This window comes from Neobacillus sp. MER 74 (assembly GCF_023714155.1).
In genome coordinates this window covers 281197-296515 of the sequence record NZ_JAMAUV010000003.1, presented here as the reverse complement: position 1 = coordinate 296515, position 15319 = coordinate 281197, and the positions used below count along the sequence as shown (strand labels likewise).

The window sequence follows — 15319 nt, the reverse complement described above, 5'->3', positions numbered from 1 at the left end:
GTGCCAATCGGCGAAAACCGTTCCGACTTCGGCGAAATAAATTGAAAGTTCGGCGAAATGCCGCTTCAAGTTGGCGAAATTCCAGCTCCAATCGGCGAAATCCCCCCCCCCTCGGCACTCTGGATCAAAAAAATCTTGCTTGTTCTTAATTAAAAAATTACGAAACTAATCTGCTTCCTTTTTCGTAAATAATAGATAAAGGATAATAATAATCATTACTGAATAAGCATAAAGTGACACAAATTTTTTGATGCTGAGGTGGGGAAATATGAAAGAGGAAAAAGTGCGGATATTAAAAATGGTTGAAGAAGGAAAATTGACCGTCGAAGAAGCTGTCTCCTTGCTGGATGAATTAGAAAAAGCACAAAAAACGATGGAGCAGAAGCAGGAGGACATCGTGAATGAGCTTTCCACCGTTGTAAATTTCGAGGAAGCCAAGAAGGAAGATCCTTTTCAGGCGAAATTCCAATCGACCAAGGTAAAGATTTTTGATTTTGTCGATTCTGCCTTAAAAAAAATCAAAGATTTTGATTTTGATTTAAACTTTGGTCAATCAGTAGAGATCTCCCATATTTTTCACCACGGTGATGCCGATCTGAAAGAGGTCGATATTGACGTGGCGAATGGCTCCGTTAAACTAGCGGCTTGGGACCAACCGGATGTAAGGATTGAATGTCAAGCGAAGGTATTTCGGGTTGAAAACTCAGACCAAGCAAGGCAGAACTTTTTAAGAGACACGATTTTTTCAGTGGAAAATCAAAAATTAAGTTTTATGACCCAGCAAAAATGGATGAAGGCAGACTCAACCATTTTTGTACCAAAAGCTCAGTATGACCGTATGCGCATCAGAATTTTTAATGGAGCAGTCAGCGGAGAAGATATCAATGTTGCTGACCTAAGGGTCAAAACTGCTAATGGAAAAATAAACCTTGACCGAGTTCATGGTAATAAAGCAGAGGTGGAAACGGCAAACGGAAAAATTAAAATTATCGGCAGTTTGTTCGATGACCTCGAAGCGGAGACCATTAACGGGGCAATCAAACTCGATGGTGACTTTAAAAGGGTGGGAACGCAGTCCTTTCACGGGAATATCAGCTGCAATATCAGCGGCAGTCGCACCGAGTTGATTCAAGTAAAAGCGACAACGGGTGGAATCGACCTTTACATCCCAGATAATCTGCCGGTAAATGGGGAATTGAAGACGAATATTGGCGGATTTAATGTAGAGCTCGTTGGTGTTCAAGTACTGGAAGAGAAGAGTGAAATGATTCAAAAGTCGCTTCGCTTTAAATCCATTAATCATCCTGATAAAATGATGAAAATCTATGCAGACACAAAAACGGGTTCCATCACCATTCACAAATCACAAGAATAATTACTAGGAGATGCCGAAAAATGAGATGGCTGATTGGGTGTTTGATTAATGCAGTGTTGTTTATGGCACTAGCAGGTTATTTTCACGAAAGCTTTCAATTAACAGGATTTATGGCCGCTCTTCAGGCAAGCATTTTATTATCCATCTTAAATGTTTTGGTACGACCGATCCTGATTCTGCTCACCCTGCCAGTGACAGTTGTATCATTGGGGCTGTTTCTATTTGTGATCAATGCGATTACGCTGGAGCTGACAGATTATTTGATGGGCGAAGCCTTTGAGATTTCCAGTTTTGGGATGGCCTTCTTCTTTGCTATCCTGATGTCACTTGTAAACTTGATCATTCAAAAAACACTTCTCCAGCCAGCAAGGAAATCCAAGGATTAATAGTTAATACCAGGGTGCCCGCTTTAAAAAGTGGGCACCCCATTTATATGGTAGAAATACCCAAGCAGCAGTATGCTAATTTTTTAGACATGAAAGTATGGTAATTTAATAAAAAATGCTAAAATAAGTGGAAATGGAATTTTTAGAATAAACTTAATCCGTTTGAGGAGGATGTTTCGTTGCCAAAAGTACGTACCAAAGATATAGTCGAGAAGTTTAAACTTGAATTAGTTAGCGGCGAAGAGGGAATTAACCGTCCCATCACCATGAGTGATATTTCACGTCCAGGAATTGAAATAGCCGGATATTTTGAATTTTATCCAGCTGAACGAATTCAGCTCTTAGGTAAAACTGAGCTTTCCTTTTTTGGAATGCTGTCTGACGCCGAACGTGCTTCAAGAATGGAACGTTTATGCACCGATATCACTCCAGCGATTATTGTCACCCGAGATATCGAGGTACCAAAAGAGCTGATTGAAGCGTCCGAACGTGAATCTGTTCCAGTTTTACGTGTGGGCATGAAGACCACCCGTTTTTCCAGCCGCTTGACAAATTACCTGGAAAGTAAGCTGGCACCAACTACTGCTGTCCATGGAGTATTGGTTGATGTTTACGGAATCGGGGTATTAATTACCGGAAAAAGCGGTGTCGGTAAAAGTGAAACGGCCTTAGAATTGGTTAAGCGCGGCCACAGGCTGGTCGCGGATGATTGCGTCGAAATTCGCCAGGAAGACCAGGATACATTAGTCGGATCTTCCCCCGATTTAATCGAGCATTTACTAGAAATCCGCGGTTTAGGGATTATCAATGTGATGACTCTATTCGGAGCTGGTGCCGTTCGCAGTAATAAACGGATTACCCTCGTTATGAATCTAGAAATATGGGATTCAAAAAAGCAATATGACCGCCTTGGTTTAGATGAAGAGAAAATGAGAATCATTGACACGGATATACCAAAGTTGACAATCCCTGTTCGTCCAGGGCGAAACCTTGCTGTTATTATCGAAGTGGCTGCGATGAATTTCCGTCTAAAAAGAATGGGTGTGAATGCGGCGCAGCAATTTACTGAGCGTCTGTCTGATGTGATTGAAGACGGCGATCACGACGAGATTTAAGGGGAAGAGGAGATAGAGAGATGAACGAATCTATTCAACCGCTAAATCCAATTGCCTTTTCACTTGGACCGATTTCAGTGCATTGGTATGGGATTATTATTGGCTCAGGTTTGGCCCTTGCTTTGTACCTTGCCATCAGGGAGGGTAATCGCAGAGGGTTAGAGAAAGACACGTTTGCTGACTTAATGCTATGGGCTATCCCCATTGCCATCATATCTGCACGTATCTATTATGTGATTTTTGAATGGAAGTATTATGTCAACCATCCGGCGGATATCCCGCAAATTTGGAATGGCGGGATAGCTATCCATGGTGCCTTGATTGGTTCTGTACTGACCACATATGTGTTTGCCAAAAAACGCGGGATTTCCTTTTGGAAAATTGCTGACATTGCCGCACCGAGTATTATTCTTGGACAAGCGATTGGCCGTTGGGGAAATTTCATGAACCAGGAGGCGCATGGCGGGGAAGTAACTAGAGCATTCCTTGAAAACTTGAATTTACCGGAATTTATTATTAATCAAATGTATATTAATGGAACGTATTATCACCCAACATTCTTGTATGAATCACTCTGGGACTTTGCTGGCTTTTTCCTATTATTATTCCTGCGCCGTGTGAACTTCCGCCGCGGAGAATTATTCCTTACATATGTGATTTGGTATTCAGTTGGCCGTTTTTTCATCGAGGGCTTACGAACTGATAGCTTAATGCTTGGCAGCCTCCGGATGGCACAAACAATTTCGATTGCATTAGTGGTGGGAGCGCTGGCCATTCTTATGTATCGCCGCACGAAACAATTGACCGATAAGCGATATTTAGATCAAGAAAATAGTTAACCGTGTGAGAGAAAGGAAGCAACCAATGACGAATAAAATTACGACCGTTCTTTTTGATTTAGATGGGACTTTAATTGATACGAATGAATTAATTATTACATCCTACCTGCATACATTGGAAAAATATTATCCAAACAAGTACAAGCGTGAGGATGTATTGCCGTTTATGGGACCGACACTGCACGAAGCGTTTGGCACCATCGATCCAGATCGCGTGGAAGAGATGATTTTAGAATATCGGGCCTTTAACATAAGCAACCATGATAACTTGGTGCGGGAATTTGCTGGGGTCTTGGAAACGGTGCAAACCTTAAAAGAAAAGGGCTACAAGCTGGGGATCGTCACGACTAAACGTCATGATGTGACGATGAAGGGACTTCATCTTATGAACCTAGAATCCTATTTCGAAGTCATTGTTGCCTACGATCATGTCAGCAAGACAAAACCAGATCCTGAACCTATTTTTAAGGCATTGGAACAACTGGATTCTACCCCGGAAGAGACAATGATGGTTGGCGATAATTACCATGATATTTTAGCAGGAAAAAATGCAGGTACCGCAACCGCTGGCTGTGCCTGGTCGATTAAAGGCAGAGAGTATATTGCCAAATATGAACCCGATTATATTCTAGAGAACATGGCTGACCTATTACCTATCCTCGGAGAGTGAGAAAGATGAGGAATACGACCCGCTATCCGGTTGAAGGAGCGAACTCTTTATGGCACGTCTATAAGACCGTGCCTTTTTGGAAAGTTGTTAAGAATTTTATTGTGATTCAATTAGCCCGCTACACGCCATTCTTAGGGATGAAAAATTGGCTGTATCGGGTGTTCCTTGGGCTTGAGGTGGGCGAACAAACATCCTTCGCATTAATGGTTATGCTTGATGTAATGTTTCCTGAAAAAATCAGTGTCGGCCGAAATACGGTGATTGGATACAACACGACCATCCTAGCTCATGAATATTTAATTAAAGAATACCGGCTTGGTCCTGTGGTGATTGGCAGTGAAGTGATGATTGGTGCGAACTCCACGATCCTTCCAGGGATTACGATTGGAGATGGGGCCATTGTCTCAGCTGGAACCCTGGTCCATAAAGATGTCCCTCCTGGGGCGTTTGTTGGCGGCAATCCAATGCGGGTCATTTATACAAAGGAAGAGTTGGCCGAGCGCTGGGCCGAGGATTCGATTTATGGACGGAGAAAATAATATAGTGAAATTTTTTAAAGTCTGGTTTTCGCAACCAGGCTTTTTTTGTAGTAAACTAACTATTAAAATGTCGTTTCGCGGAAAAATTCAGAAACTTGGCGGAATTCCATACTAGGTTGGCGGATATATATCGAGGTTCGGCGGAATCCTACCACAGATTGGCGGAACTCCATCCTAGGTCGGCGGAATCCCTCCCAAAAGTTTCAGATTTTTTATTGACGAATAGTTTTTCAAAGGGTAAACTAAAACTACTTTAATTCATTATCACATTAGCAGACTAAAGCATTTAGAAAATTTTAAAATAACGTAATCTAAAATAAAGGATGAGCAGGATGAGTCGCTTGTTTATGTTTGAAAAGCCCCTAGGCATGAGAGATACGCTGCCAGAGTTGTATGAAAAAAAACACCGTGTTCGAACTTTAATGGAAGATACCATCAAACTTTGGGGCTGCCAATTTATTGAAACACCTACACTGGAATACTATGAAACAGTTGGATCGGCATCGGCCATTCAAGATGCCCAGTTGTTCCGATTGCTCGACAAACAAGGGCATACACTGGTTTTACGACCTGATATGACAGCGCCTATCGCCCGCGTAGCCGCATCAAAACTATTGCAGGACGATATGCCGCTTCGATTAGCCTACTCCGCGAACGTGTTCCGCGCTCAGCAGCGTGAAGGCGGACGCCCCGCTGAATTTGAACAAATCGGCGTGGAATTTCTAAATGACGAAACCGTTTCGTGCGATGGCGAAGTGATTGCCTTACTTATTTCTTCATTAAAAAAAGCAGGGTTATCACAGTTCCAAGTATCAATTGGTCATATTGGTTTTGCCCAGGAATTATTTTTACAAATCCTTGGGACGGATGAGCGGGCTAATTCGTTACGAAGATTTTTATATGAAAAAAATTATGTCGGTTACCGCGAGCATGTAAACTCGTTATCCTTATCATCAATTGATAAACAAAGACTTCTTCAATTCCTCGACTTAAGGGGAGGAATCGAAGTGATCGGCAAGGCCTTCGATTTAATTGAAAATGAACAAGGCAAGCTTGCACTTCTGCAGTTAAAAGAACTATGGGATTGTCTGAACGATTACGGTGTCGAGGATCAAGTGAAATTTGATTTTACCATCGTCAGCCATATGAGCTATTATTCTGGAATATTATTTGAAGTTTATGCGGGGAATGTTGGCTTTCCTATCGGTAATGGCGGCCGCTACAGCTTAATTGAGAAATTTGGGAAAAATGCAAGTGCCACCGGGTTCGCGGTACATCTTGACCGACTGCTAGAGGCCCTGGGCAACATCGACTTCGAAAATACAGTAACCTGCATCTTTTTCAGTCAGGAGCGCCGAAAGGAAGCTTTTCAATTAGCTGAACAGATGCATAACGAAGGAAAACGGACCGTGCTCCAAGATATTAATGGCGTCAAAAACCTTGATGCCTTTACAAAGAAATTTGCGGATACTACCTACTTACTCGGAGGGCGTGCCGATGAATAATATACTAACGATTGCAATGCCGAAAGGGCGTATTTTTGAAGAAGCGGTTGAACTGCTTCGGAAAGCTGGGTATCAGCTTCCACCTGAATTTGATGATTCGCGGAAATTAATCATCGAGGTTGAAAATGAGGGGCTGCGATTTATTTTGGCGAAACCAACCGATGTTCCTACCTATGTCGAGCATGGGGTCGCCGATATCGGTATCGCCGGCAAGGATGTCATGCTGGAGGAAGAGCGTGATGTTTATGAACTCCTCGACTTACGGATTAGTGCCTGCTATTTAGCGGTTGCAGGCCTTCCAAACACAAAAATGAATGATGTGGCGCCTAGGGTTGCCACAAAATATCCGAATGTGGCTGAAGCCTATTTCCGTGAACAGGGAGAACAAGTGGAAATTATCAAATTAAACGGTTCCATCGAACTTGCTCCGATCATTGGTTTATCAGATAGGATTGTGGATATTGTTTCCACCGGCCGAACGATGAGGGAAAATGGTCTTGTTGAGTATGAGAGGATTGTGGATGTCACATCCCGACTGATCGTTAATCCCGTCAGCTACCGCATCAAGGATACAAAGATTGACGAACTAGTAACAAGGCTTAGTAAAGTTGTCTCTTTGGAGGAAAATTAACATGAAAATAGTAAAAGTAAATGACCTTGTATCGTTAAAGCGATCAATCGAGTCAGGTACCTCCGAGCAAGTAAATGTAGTCAAAGAAATTATATCAGCGATTCGCACGCGCGGCGATGAAGCATTAAGGGAATATACTGAGAAATTCGATCGTGTGCGCTTAACTTCTTTTTCTGTCACTGAAAAAGAAATAGAGGCTGCCTACACAAAGGTAGATGAGCGTTTTCTCTCGATTGTCCGAGAAGCGGCGGAAAATATTCGCTCGTTTCATGAAAAGCAGCTGCGGCCATCATGGATGACAACGGAGGAAAATGGAACCGTTCTAGGGCAAAAAATCACACCGCTCGATTCCGTAGGAGTATATGTGCCAGGCGGAACAGCAGCGTATCCTTCCTCCGTTCTTATGAACGTCCTTCCAGCGAAGGTCGCTGGTGTGAAGCGGATCGTGATGGTGTCGCCGCCAGACGACCAAGGCCAATTACCTGCTGCCGTACTAGTTGCGGCCAAGGAAGCGGGCGTTGAGGAAATCTATAAAGTGGGCGGGGCTCAAGCAATAGCGGCACTTGCCTATGGAACCGAATCAATTAACTCTGTTGATAAAATTACCGGTCCCGGAAATATCTACGTGGCGTTAGCTAAACGTGAGGTTTTCGGTGATGTTGATATTGATATGATTGCCGGTCCAAGTGAAATTGCCATTTTGGCAGATGAAACAGCAAGAGCAGACGAGGTAGCGGCGGACCTGCTGTCACAGGCAGAACATGACCCGCGGGCCTGCAGTGTCTTGGTCACCCCTTCGAGTGTCCTGGCCGAAGCGGTCAGCATGGAAGTGGAAAAGCAGCTCGAGCTGCTGCCACGGAAAGATATCGCCTCCCGTTCAATTGCGGATTATGGTGCTATTTACATAACGGATACAATTGAAGAAGCGATCGAAACCATCAATCAATTAGCGCCTGAACATTTAGAAATTATCACAGAAAATGCGATTGAACTGCTTGGGAAGATCCGACATGCTGGAGCCATTTTTATCGGCCGCTATAGTTCAGAGCCGGTTGGTGACTACTTTGCTGGCCCTAATCATGTTCTTCCAACCAACGGAACAGCCCGCTTTTCTAGTCCGTTGAATGTGGATGATTTCCAGAAGAAATCAAGCGTGATTATCTACAGCCAAAAGGCGATGGTTGAGAATGGGGCTAAAATTGCTGAGTTTGCCCGGAAGGAAGGGCTTGAAGCCCATGCACGGGCAGTTGAATTCCGATTGAAAAACGACGGAAAATTATAAAATAATCGTACTGCACAATAAATAGGGGGTCCCATTTCATGGAAAGAATCGCAAGTATTGAACGAAACACGAATGAAACACAAATTCAATTAACATTAGATGTGGATGGGGAAGGTCAGTCTACTTTAGAAACGGGCGTACCGTTCATGACCCATATGCTTGATTTATTCACAAAACATGGACAATTCAACCTAACAGTGAATGCCAATGGGGATACAGAAGTTGATGACCACCATACAACAGAAGATATTGGTATTTGTCTTGGACAGGCCTTACGTGAAGCCTTAGGTGACAAACGCGGGATTAAGCGTTACGGGAATGCCTTTGTACCAATGGATGAAGCGTTGGCACAGGTTGTCGTTGACCTCAGTAATCGTCCGCATTTAGAAATGCGTGCCGAGTTCCCAGGACAAAAAGTGGGCACCTTTGACACTGAGCTGGTTCATGAATTTTTATGGAAGCTTGCACTTGAGGCCCGGATGAATCTCCATGTCATCGTCCATTACGGAAAAAATACCCATCATATGATCGAAGCCGTCTTTAAAGCGCTCGGCCGTGCCCTTGACGAAGCAACAACCATCGACCCGCGCATCAAAGGCGTTCCCTCGACAAAAGGAATGCTCTAGAAAGAAGTAGTGTAGTGTAATGGTATGTAGTGTAGTGGTGTCAGGCACCATGTGAAAAACATAACTTAGGTGTCAGGCACCAAGGATAGGCACCGTGAAAGGATGGTTTTAGATGATTGGCATTGTTGACTATGGAATGGGAAATCTGTTTAGTGTTAGCAAGGCATTGGAACGGCTCGGTGCTGAGTATTTTATTTCGGCTGATAAGGGTGAGCTGCTGGCGGCAGATGCTTTACTTCTTCCAGGTGTGGGCTCCTTTCGGGATGCGATGGAGCGTTTGCCAGTAGAGACGATTAAGGAATTTGCGGCATCAGGTAAACCGCTCCTTGGGATTTGCCTTGGGATGCAATTGCTGTTTGAACGAAGTGAGGAAAATGGACCGACAGAAGGTTTAGGATTGTTACCGGGCCGTGTTCGCCGTTTTCCAGGGAAAACGCCGGAAGGACAGACCTACAAAGTTCCGCATATGGGCTGGAATCGACTTGAATTTGTCCAAGAATCCCCGCTATTAAAAAACTTAGAAGAGGATTACGTCTATTTCGTCCATTCCTATTATGTGGATGCGGAAAACTCCGATGTGTTACTGGCAAAGGCCAATTATCACGAACAAGTATCTGCGGTTGTGGGTAAAGATAATATATTTGGGATGCAATTTCATCCTGAAAAAAGCAGCAAGCTGGGCATGGCCCTGCTCGCTAATTTTCTACAAATGGTGGAGGAAAGGAAGGCAGTCCGATGAGTTTAACGATTTATCCAGCAATTGATATGCGCGGCGGCAAGTGCGTCCGACTTCTCCAAGGGGACTACGACCAAGAAACCATTTATGGTGACTCGCCATTTGATATGGCCAAAAGTTTTGCCGCTGACGGCTCCGAGTGGATTCACATGGTGGACCTTGATGGGGCAAAAGATGGCAAGCGGGTCAATGACCGGTTTGTGATTGAAGCCGCGCAAAAGTTAAATGTAAATATTCAGATTGGCGGCGGTATTCGCTCGGAGGAGGATATCCTTCACTATCTTAAGAATGGTGTGAACCGTGTCATCATTGGCAGTATTGCAGTTTCTAACCCCGAATTTGCCATCGATATGATCAAAAAATACGGTGCGAAAATTGCTGTCGGCATTGATGCTAAAAATGGCTATGTCGCGACACACGGTTGGCTGGATACTTCAGAACTAAAGGCCGTCGATCTCGGCAAGCGCTTTGCAGATGCCGGGGCGGAGACGTTTATTTTTACGGATATCGCTACGGATGGAACACTAGCCGGTCCGAATATTGCCGCTGTGTGTGAAATGGCTGAAGTGACGGGGAAAAATGTGATCGCCTCCGGCGGGGTGAGCAGTCTAGCAGACTTACAAGCCATTGCTTCCGAAGGGATACAAGGAGCAATCGTCGGTAAAGCCCTATATGAAAACCGCTTCACTTTAAAAGAGGCTCTGAAAGTGGGTGGCTCCCGATGACTCTTACAAAAAGAATCATCCCATGCCTGGATGTAAAAGATGGCCGAGTGGTCAAAGGGATCCAATTTGTGCAACTGCGTGATGCCGGTGATCCTGTAGAACTTGCACGCTTTTACGATGAGCAGGGGGCGGATGAACTTGTTTTTCTCGATATCTCTGCCTCTGTTGAAGGCCGAAAAACAATGGTTGAAGTTGTAAAGGCCGTCGCCTCTGAGTTGGCTATTCCGTTTACGGTAGGCGGTGGCATTAATGCCTTAGAGGATATGAAAAGAATCCTGCGTGCCGGTGCGGATAAAGTATCGCTCAACACGGCGGCGGTCCTTAACCCGGAACTGATTAAGGAAGGTGCCAGCTACTTTGGCTCGCAATGCATTGTGGTCGCAATCGATGCGAAATATGATGAAGAAGTGGGAACATGGAGGGTATTCACCCACGGTGGCAGAACGCCGACAGACAAACTAGTTGTTGAGTGGGCTAGCGAAGCTGCCCGTCTGGGTGCGGGTGAAATTTTGCTAACGAGCATGGATAGTGATGGTGAGAAGAATGGATTTGACCTGGAGCTGACGAAGGCAGTCAGCGAAGCGGTAACTATTCCTGTCATTGCTTCGGGCGGGGCAGGGAATTCGGAACACTTCGAGGAAGCGTTCTTAGCCGGAAAAGCAGATGCGGCTCTCGCTGCGTCCATTTTTCACTATAAAGAGACATCTGTTCATGAAGTAAAAAGCTATTTACGGGAAAAAGGAGTGACGGTTCGATGAATGTACGATTTGATGAAAAAGGGTTAGTGCCTGCGATTATTCAAGATGCTGGAACAAAAGAAGTATTAACGCTCGCTTATATGAACGAGGAGTCGCTCGCCAAAACAATTGAAACGGGCGAAACATGGTTCTATAGCCGTTCTCGCAAGGAATTATGGCATAAAGGTGCAACAAGCGGAAATACACAGACCGTAGTCAGCATGAACTATGACTGTGACCAAGATGCAATATTAGTCCTTGTATATCCAAAGGGTCCGGCATGCCATACTGGTGCGGTTAGCTGTTTTACAGAAAGAGGCTATACGGGGACATCAAGTCTGGCAGACTACGAGATCTTACAATCGCTTGAAAAAGTCATCGTTGACCGTGAACGTGAGCGTCCAGAAGGGGCTTACACCACCTATTTGTTTGAAAAAGGCGTCGATAAGATTTTGAAAAAAGTTGGCGAAGAAGCGGCCGAAGTAATTATTGCAGCGAAAAACCGCGACGCAGAGGAACTGCGTTGGGAAGCAGCTGATCTCCTTTATCACTTGCAGGTATTACTCGTTGAACAAGGCCTTCCATTCAAGGAAGTTTTGAGAACTTTAGAAGAGAGACACAAGGACCGGTCGTAAATCGACTGGTTTTTTTATGCTTTTTTTCTGGTATCTTCTCGAACATCTCCCTAGTGTGGTATACTACCTTAGTTATGTTAAAAATGTGGAGGACTTCATGGGTAAAGACGCGAAAGCAAGAAAGCATATGGGAAAATTACTTACATTTGTTCCTACGGGGGAATATTATTTCACGAAGGGTTTAAAGGCATACCATCGACGTGATTTTATAAAAGCAAAAAAATATCTTGGGCGAGCGATGCAGCTTGAGCCGGGTGAACCGATGATTATATGCCAGTTGGCGATCGTGTCAACAGAACTTGGCGAGTTTGAACATTCCAACCGGCTCTTGCACCTCATCCTTGAAGAACTAGATCAAGAAATGGTGGAATGCCATTACTTTTTGGCCAATAATTATGCCCATATGGGATTTTTTAAAGATGCGTATCATCACGCCAAACTGTATTTACAGCTAGATCCAGATGGTGACTTTAGCGAGGATACTGAGGATTTACTAGATGTACTTACATTGGAATCAGAAGATCTTGAGGATGATCTGTATCAGCAGGATGACCTTATCGTTAAACAAGAACAGGCTCGTGACCTGCTTGAGTCAGGATACTTTCCAAAAGCGATTGAACTGTTAAAAGATGTCGTCAAGGATTATCCAGAGTACTGGTCAGCGTACAACAACTTGGCGCTCGCCTATTTTTATTTAGGGAAGACAAAAAAGGCGGAATCCATTTTAGATGATGTATTAGAGCGAAATCCAGGTAATCTACATGCTCTATGTAACCAGCTTGTATTTGCCTATTATCAAGGGCAGGAACAAGATGTTGCCGGTATGACTGACATGTTAAAGAAAATTCAACCACTTTTAAGTGAACAGCAATTCAAACTGGGGGCATCATTTGCTCTAGTAGGTGAATATGACCTAGCCTATGTATGGTTGAAAAAATTATATAAGCAAGGCTTTGATGGTGATAGTCCGTTTTACTACTGGCTTTCCCATTCTGCCTATTTCACAGGCAATGAAACGTTCGCAAAAAATATCTGGAAAAAAGTGCTGGAACTTAATCCTGATAAGGAAGGCTCTGAACCATGGAACAAAGAAAATGCACCAACCAATGGTTTTGAAGACCTTTCGGGTTCAATTTTTCAAAAACTGGACAGCGACTATGTGGAGGAACGCTTATTTGCCCTTTTCCTCACGACTGTATCGAGTAAAAAGGAAGAAATCATCACCTCCAAGCGACTGTTTCAAAATCAGAAATTTACGTCCTTGGAAAAGGAATATATCTCATTGATTCGTTCGGGAAAACCTTCGATGACGGCCGAGGCACAGGAAGTGGCCGAACTCTTTTATGAGACCTTTCAACCGATTGGCACCATTGAGTCAGGTTTATACTTGATGTGGTTTTCTGTATTTGTCGAGGTTTCCAAAGACAGCCTCCCATTGAAAAATAAACGTGCCTGGGCGGGTGCCGTCGAGTATGTTTGGCATAAACTGCGTAGTGAAAAGGTTTCACAGCAAGAGGTAGCCGATCGTTATGGAATTTCATCCGCAACCATTGGTAAATATGTGAAAATAGTGAATAAATATTTGAACTAAGCAAATTGGTGGACGATAAAACATTTGTTATATACGATTAAGTAAGGGAACAATAATTCTTACTTAATCGTATTTTTTTTATATAGGGAGTGTTTAAACCATGTCAGATGAAAAAATTTATGACGTTATTATTGCCGGTGCTGGCCCTGCGGGGATGACAGCGGCTGTTTATACATCACGAGCAAACCTATCCACATTAATGATTGAGCGCGGAATGCCGGGCGGACAAATGGCCAATACAGAGGACGTGGAAAACTATCCAGGTTTTGAAAGTATTTTAGGTCCAGATTTATCAACAAAAATGTTCGAGCATGCGAAAAAATTTGGTGCTGAATATGCGTATGGCGATATTAAAGAAATCCAAGACCATGGCGATTATAAAATCGTAGTCGCAGGCTCCAAGCAATACAAGGCCTACGCGGTCATCATTACAACGGGTGCAGAATATAAGAAAATTGGCGTTCCAGGGGAAAAAGAACTGGGCGGCCGCGGTGTATCCTATTGTGCGGTTTGTGATGGAGCTTTCTTTAAAGGAAAAGAATTATTCGTCATTGGCGGAGGGGACTCAGCTGTTGAAGAAGGTGTGTACTTAACCCGCTTTGCTTCCAAGGTGACCATCGTTCATCGCCGTAATGAATTGCGTGCACAAAAAATTCTTCAAGACCGTGCTTTTGCTAATGAGAAAGTGGATTTTATTTGGAATCACACGATCAAGGCTATTAATGACAAGGATGGCAAAGTAGGCAGTGTCACACTCGTTTCCACCGAAAATGGTGAAGAGCAAGTATTACCGGCTGACGGTGTCTTCATTTACATCGGTATGGTTCCGTTATCGAAACCATTTGCGAGCCTTGGAATTACCAATGATAATGGATATATTGAAACGAATGACCGGATGGAAACAAGGGTACCGGGAATTTATGCTGCAGGAGACATTCGTGAAAAAACACTGCGCCAGATTGTAACAGCGACTGGGGATGGCAGTATCGCAGCCCAAAGCGCCCAGCATTATATTGAAGAACTTAAAGAGGGAATGAAACAAAAAAGTTAAAAAGAAATATTGTGGTGGGGATTTGTAAAAACGTAAAACTGTTTTAATTCTTCTGTAACAATTGTGCAATATAGTTACGGTATGATAGAAACAGTAATTGACCCCCTTTAAAAATATATTTCTTTTATGCACAGGCCCGTAGCCTGTGCTATTTTTTTTGGGGGTTTCTGCTCATATCCCCAAGTTTTACAAGAACATACTAACCACTGTTAAATTTAACATAAATATCAAATTTGTATTCATTGTGACTGTATCCTAAAAATAGTATAATAATAAGAATGAATTCAAAGTTATAGTAGGAAATATTGCCATGCCTCAGAGAGAGTTTGTATAGAAAAAGACCAAGCCTCTAATGAGAGCTGTTAAAATGCAGATGCTGTGTAAAAGAGGGTGAATGCTGTGCAAAGAGTCACCAATTGTGTATTGATTAGAGACGGAAAAATATTGCTTCTGCAAAAGCCACGCCGCGGCTGGTGGGTGGCTCCTGGCGGGAAAATGGAGCCAGGCGAATCTGTCAGGGATTCCTGCATCAGGGAATATCGTGAGGAAACAGGAATCTATCTAAAAAATCCACAATTAAAAGGGATTTTTACAATGATTATGAAAGAAAATGACCAATTGCTTTCAGAATGGATGATGTTTACATTTGTGGCCACTGATTCAGATGGAGTCGATCTAGACGAATCCGAGGAAGGCAAGTTGGAGTGGCAAATGATTGACCAATTGAAAAATTTGCCAATGGCCGCTGGCGATTATCATATTCTTGATTACATGATTCATGGAAAAGGAATTATTTACGGTACTTTTACTTATACAAAAGACTTTCAACTAATCAGTTACCGATTAGATCCAAGCTAATTTATAGGGGGAATAAAT

Annotated in this window: 17 protein-coding genes; all 17 read left to right on the top strand. The window is 43.4% G+C overall.

Features of this window, described 5'->3' with window-relative positions; all coding sequences use genetic code 11:
* The first annotated feature begins 268 nt into the window (after nt 1-268).
* The 17 genes from M3610_RS08190 (at nt 269) to M3610_RS08110 (ending at nt 15301) form a co-directional block, all read left to right on the top strand.
* A complete protein-coding gene (locus M3610_RS08190; RefSeq protein WP_251458121.1) occupies nt 269-1375 on the top strand; it encodes a DUF4097 family beta strand repeat-containing protein in 1107 nt (368 codons plus the stop codon).
* A 20-nt stretch (nt 1376-1395) separates the two neighbouring features.
* Nucleotides 1396-1761: a phage holin family protein gene (locus M3610_RS08185; protein ID WP_251458119.1), complete on the top strand. Its 366-nt coding sequence runs from the start codon at nt 1396-1398 to the stop codon at nt 1759-1761.
* 179 nt (nt 1762-1940) lie between these two features.
* Nucleotides 1941-2876, top strand: a complete 936-nt coding sequence (gene hprK / locus M3610_RS08180) for an HPr(Ser) kinase/phosphatase (protein WP_098572306.1) — start codon at nt 1941-1943, stop codon at nt 2874-2876.
* A 20-nt stretch (nt 2877-2896) separates the two neighbouring features.
* On the top strand, nt 2897-3715 hold the full coding sequence (lgt, locus tag M3610_RS08175) for a prolipoprotein diacylglyceryl transferase (protein ID WP_251458116.1): 819 nt from the start codon (nt 2897-2899) through the stop codon (nt 3713-3715).
* A 25-nt stretch (nt 3716-3740) separates the two neighbouring features.
* Nucleotides 3741-4385 carry a pyrophosphatase PpaX gene (gene ppaX / locus M3610_RS08170; protein WP_251458113.1) on the top strand — a complete coding sequence of 215 codons (645 nt, stop codon included), beginning with the start codon at nt 3741-3743 and terminating at the stop codon, nt 4383-4385.
* 5 nt (nt 4386-4390) lie between these two features.
* Nucleotides 4391-4924, top strand: coding sequence for an acyltransferase (locus M3610_RS08165; protein WP_251458110.1), 534 nt, complete (start codon nt 4391-4393; stop codon nt 4922-4924).
* Nucleotides 4925-5256: 332 nt separating this feature from the next.
* Nucleotides 5257-6429 carry an ATP phosphoribosyltransferase regulatory subunit gene (locus M3610_RS08160; RefSeq protein WP_098572311.1) on the top strand — a complete coding sequence of 391 codons (1173 nt, stop codon included), beginning with the start codon at nt 5257-5259 and terminating at the stop codon, nt 6427-6429.
* Nucleotides 6422-7060: an ATP phosphoribosyltransferase gene (gene hisG, locus M3610_RS08155; protein WP_251458107.1), complete on the top strand. Its 639-nt coding sequence runs from the start codon at nt 6422-6424 to the stop codon at nt 7058-7060. The genes M3610_RS08160 and hisG overlap by 8 nt, the downstream gene beginning before the upstream one ends.
* Before the next feature lies 1 nt (nt 7061).
* A complete protein-coding gene (hisD, locus tag M3610_RS08150; RefSeq protein ID WP_251458104.1) occupies nt 7062-8342 on the top strand; it encodes a histidinol dehydrogenase in 1281 nt (426 codons plus the stop codon).
* Between the two features lie 38 nt (nt 8343-8380).
* Nucleotides 8381-8968, top strand: coding sequence for an imidazoleglycerol-phosphate dehydratase HisB (gene hisB / locus M3610_RS08145; protein ID WP_251458101.1), 588 nt, complete (start codon nt 8381-8383; stop codon nt 8966-8968).
* 112 nt (nt 8969-9080) lie between these two features.
* Nucleotides 9081-9707 (top strand): imidazole glycerol phosphate synthase subunit HisH, encoded by a 627-nt coding sequence (hisH, locus tag M3610_RS08140; RefSeq protein ID WP_251458098.1) that lies wholly within the window; start codon nt 9081-9083, stop codon nt 9705-9707.
* A complete protein-coding gene (gene hisA, locus M3610_RS08135) occupies nt 9704-10429 on the top strand; it encodes a 1-(5-phosphoribosyl)-5-[(5-phosphoribosylamino)methylideneamino]imidazole-4-carboxamide isomerase (protein WP_251458095.1) in 726 nt (241 codons plus the stop codon). Before hisH ends, hisA begins: the two co-directional genes overlap by 4 nt.
* Nucleotides 10426-11187 (top strand): imidazole glycerol phosphate synthase subunit HisF, encoded by a 762-nt coding sequence (hisF, locus tag M3610_RS08130; protein ID WP_251458090.1) that lies wholly within the window; start codon nt 10426-10428, stop codon nt 11185-11187. The genes hisA and hisF overlap by 4 nt, the downstream gene beginning before the upstream one ends.
* Entirely contained in the window at nt 11184-11801 is a 618-nt protein-coding gene (gene hisIE / locus M3610_RS08125; protein WP_098572318.1) for a bifunctional phosphoribosyl-AMP cyclohydrolase/phosphoribosyl-ATP diphosphatase HisIE, read from the top strand. Before hisF ends, hisIE begins: the two co-directional genes overlap by 4 nt.
* 97 nt (nt 11802-11898) lie before the next feature.
* Complete coding sequence (locus M3610_RS08120; protein ID WP_251458087.1) at nt 11899-13392, top strand: tetratricopeptide repeat protein; 1494 nt, start codon at nt 11899-11901, stop codon at nt 13390-13392.
* A 100-nt stretch (nt 13393-13492) separates the two neighbouring features.
* Nucleotides 13493-14443, top strand: coding sequence for a thioredoxin-disulfide reductase (trxB, locus tag M3610_RS08115; protein ID WP_251458084.1), 951 nt, complete (start codon nt 13493-13495; stop codon nt 14441-14443).
* Nucleotides 14444-14842: 399 nt separating this feature from the next.
* Nucleotides 14843-15301, top strand: a complete 459-nt coding sequence (locus M3610_RS08110) for an 8-oxo-dGTP diphosphatase (protein ID WP_026567789.1) — start codon at nt 14843-14845, stop codon at nt 15299-15301.
* The last annotated feature ends 18 nt before the right edge of the window (nt 15302-15319 follow it).